The sequence below is a fragment of the Limosilactobacillus sp. genome (assembly GCF_051873075.1).
GTDB lineage: Bacteria > Bacillota > Bacilli > Lactobacillales > Lactobacillaceae > Limosilactobacillus.
This window is the reverse complement of sequence record NZ_JBJEEM010000012.1, coordinates 1-3801: the sequence shown is the minus strand read 5'-3', so window position 1 is coordinate 3801 and position 3801 is coordinate 1. Positions and strand designations below refer to the sequence as shown.

Genomic DNA, 3801 nt, shown 5'->3' with positions numbered 1-3801 from the left:
ATGGGGCTTTGTACGTTCATAATGTTCTTTTTCAGCCATTAATGAAAACCTCCTGTTAATTTACAAGTATAATGTCAGTTATTTCAGAAAAACAACTGACACACCCTTGGGAATATTGTACTACTTCTTTTCGCCAATTGAAAGCTTTATGTCAACGGCTTGAAGAAGAATTCTTAAATATAATATCAACTATCCCCCCGTTTGTAAATAAATTTGCCGATGTTTTTCGACTAAACTTAGAAAAACTTTATTTCCTTGTCTGGGCCAGTGTTGAAATCATTGTCATCAAGCGTTGCTGCCACTTTTCAGTCGCCGTATGCTCACCGAGCTCCTGGCCATTCAGCGTCTGCAGCAAGACAGCTGCCCACTCTGCCGGCGCCGTGATTACAGCCTGTGCCCGTGGAAAAAGGAACATTAATTGCAGGTCAAACTGCTGATTGGCCATTTGAAAGCCAATGGCATCCTGGTCCCCAAGACGGTCCCTAATTATCTGCCGGACTGCATTGACTGCCGGGGTTGCATCTTGGGCCAACAATTTGGCAGGGTTCACCTGGTACTCCTGGTTGTCAATCCACAGATAATCCAGTTGAATATCAACGCTCAGTTTACGCAAGCTCTCAATAATATCAGCCTTAATCAGGTAGTGTACAAAGGGGTCGCGAAGAACAAACCGGGCCCCTAAAATAAAGTCCGCTAACGGAAGCGCGTAGGCCTCTTCCAACCGTTGCCGCTGTTCCAGCAGGCTACCATCACCAAGATGATAAAAGGCCTTTAAGCGCTGTTGCATGGTTTGCTGGTACTTTGCAACTGCAACTTGCTCACCAACCTGAATCAGTTTCGCCAATTTTTCCTGCCATTCTTTTGGCCCCCCAGTGGCGAAGAGTCGGGCCAGCATAAAGCGCTGATTCTGAACCATGATTTTTACTGCCAGGCTTGCCGAAGACTCATCCTGATAAAACAGGGTTGGCTCTTCCAAGATGTTACTAAGGGCCTGTACATATTGATGATCTTCATATAAGACCCGCACCAGCTGGCGAGTGGCAAGCGGATCGGCCGTTTCTTCTACTAGTGAATCCAGGATATCCCCAGCCGGGCCCCACTTTGCTTCTTTAATGAGCTCCTCAGCCTGCTGGTAACGCTTGGTCTGTTCTTGATTCATCAGCTATCCCCCTCACAAATTCTCATCATACTACCGCGCGGCACACAAATGGCCTCAAGCGTTCGGAAAACCCAAACGCTTGAGGCCATTGTGCTCGTAGGATGCAAACTTTTGTCTTACACCCTTATTACCTATTTTTTAGCCTTGGCATTCTGCTTTTCGTGCTTGCGACCACGGCCCCGGCCACCACGATGATGGCTCGGCTGTTTTTCTTTTTGGTTATTATTTTGATTCGTGCCCTTCTTGGTTTCGCCCTTGCTCTTATTCTTGCGTTTGGCGTGCTGGTTAATCTCCATGATCACCGGCAGAATGACTGGGTGCCGCTTGGTCTGGTCAAAGAGGAACCGATTTAATTTCTCCCGAACATCCTGCTTAAGGTGACTCCAGTCAAACTCCTTCTGATCGAGGTTTTCCTGGACAACCTTTTCAACCAGATCGGCACTCTGCTTCATCAGTTGCCGGTTGGTCTTCACGAAGACAAAGCCCCGGGAGGTGATCTGTGGCCGAGCCACGATCTTCTTCTTCTTCCGGTCAATCGTAGCCACTACGACAAAGATTCCATCCTCTGACAGGACCCGCCGGTCACGAAGAACGATGTTGCCAATGTCACCGATCCCCGTCCCATCAATCATGGTGTTGCCGACGTCGATGTGTTCACCGACATGGAATTCACCATTCTTATAGGTGAGGACATCCCCCTTGTTGGCAATAAAAATATGGTCAGCCGGAATTCCAACTTCTTCGGCCAATTCGGCATGCCGGTCAAGCAGGCGGTATTCACCCTGAATCGGGATGAAGTATTGCGGCTTCATGAAGTTAAGCATCAGTTGCTCATCATTCTGGTTAGCGTGACCGGATGGGTTAAGGTCGTCGGAGATAAACTTAACTTCGGCCCCGGTCCGATAAATCATGTCCTTGGTCTTTTGGACCTCCGTCTCCTGGGCATAGGATGGGGTCGTAGTGACGAAGACCAGGTCGGTGTCAGTTAGGTGCAGCTTCGGGTTGTCGCCACCAGCAATCTGTTGCAATGACTTGATCGGCTCACCCATCTTGCCGGTTTCCAAGATAACTACCTGGTTTGGTTCCAGCTTGTCAGCTTCCTTCATGCTAATCAGCAGGCCCTTTGGCAGCTTCAACTTGCCAAGGCTCATCGCCGTGTTGATAATCTGTTCAATGTCCTTACCAGATAAAACCAGCTTACGGTCAACGGCCACGGCGGCGTCAATAATCTGCTGAACCCGCATAATGTTAGAAGCCACGCTGGCAACGATAATCCGGCCGCTTTGATACTTGAAGGTTTCTTTGATGTATTCACCAATATCCTTCTCCCGAGCAGAAATCCCGGTAATGCCAGCACCAGCCGAGTCACTCAACAGGGCCAAGACCCCTTGGGACCCGATCTCCGCCAGCCGGGCTAAGTCAGTTTGGTAACCCTCGGTTGCAGTCTGGTCAAACTTGAAATCCCCAGTGTAAACAATGTTGCCGGCACTCGTCTCAATAACGACTCCTAACGTCTCAGGAATCGTGTGGGTGGTCTGGAAGAACGATACCGTTACGTCGTTGAAATCAATCGCCGTGGAGGCATCGACAACGTGAAAGTCATTGAATTTCTTAACTTCCTTGTGCCCCTTCACTGCCAGTTTGGCCAAGGCAATCGTCATCTCACTCCCAAATACTGGAACATTAAAGTCCATCAAGAAGTACGGCAGAGCCCCGATGGAATCGGCGTGCCCATGAGTCAGGAACACCCCAACGATCCGGTCCTTATGTTCACGGAGATACTCCCAGTCCGGAATTACAACATCGATCCCCATCAGTTCATTTTCCGGGTACTTCAAACCGGTATCCAGGATAAAGATCTGCTTGTCAACTTCAACTGCGTACATATTTTTTCCGTTTTCGCGAACGCCGCCAAACGGAATAATCTTAATGCTATTACTCATTAAGTACTCTCCTTTTATTTAGTTTTGAACTGCCCACCGTTTCAAATAACGGTAAGATTTTTAATTTCGTTCATGATTAGCTATTCATATCTTACCACAATCAAAGTTAGCATTGGAACTAAACCGGTTAGATTAGCCCACAAAAAAAGCGTTCCCGCTCCATAAAGAGCAGAAACGCGAAATAGCGATGATATTAACGACGAAGACCCAATTCCTTGATCAATTCACGGTAAGCAGGAAGGTCAGTCCGACGAAGGTAAGCCAAAAGGTTACGACGGTGACCAATCTTCTTCATCAAACCACGTTGTGAGTGGTAATCGTGCTTGTGAGTCCGAAGGTGTTCGTTCAATTCGTTGATGTCAGCAGTTAAGACAGCAACTTGAACTTGGGTTGAACCAGTGTCACCTTCGTGCGTTGCGAATTGCTTGATAATTTGATCCTTACGTTCTTTAGAAATAGCCATGCTATTTTCCCACCTTTCAAATATATTGATGCGCCTAGTTCTAAGTATAGCGTCGGTGAGGATCGCTAAACTGAGAAGAGGCAATGGTTGATTAACCTTTAACACTATAACCGATTATCGTCCCGCTTGCAAGCGTTCAACAAAATCCTTCCTTAATGCCGGCGAAACTATTGCATTGACCGCCAGTCTTTTGTATAATGAAAAACGTTGAAAATTCTGGTCAACTGAATAACCGG

General features: G+C 47.4%; 3 protein-coding genes. All 3 read right to left on the bottom strand.

Going from position 1 to position 3801, the window contains the following annotated elements; translation table 11 throughout:
• Positions 1 to 247: 247 nt before the first annotated feature.
• The 3 genes from ACI31J_RS02140 to rpsO all read right to left on the bottom strand — a co-directional run bounded on the left by ACI31J_RS02140 (position 248) and on the right by rpsO (position 3565).
• A complete protein-coding gene (locus ACI31J_RS02140; protein ID WP_439772806.1) occupies positions 248 to 1159 on the bottom strand; it encodes a hypothetical protein in 912 nt (303 codons plus the stop codon).
• 131 nt (positions 1160 to 1290) lie between these two features.
• Positions 1291 to 3102, bottom strand: a complete 1812-nt coding sequence (locus ACI31J_RS02135; protein ID WP_439772805.1) for a ribonuclease J — start codon at positions 3100 to 3102, stop codon at positions 1291 to 1293.
• Positions 3103 to 3295: 193 nt separating this feature from the next.
• Positions 3296 to 3565 (bottom strand): 30S ribosomal protein S15, encoded by a 270-nt coding sequence (gene rpsO, locus ACI31J_RS02130; protein ID WP_104689243.1) that lies wholly within the window; start codon positions 3563 to 3565, stop codon positions 3296 to 3298.
• Positions 3566 to 3801 lie beyond the last annotated feature (236 nt).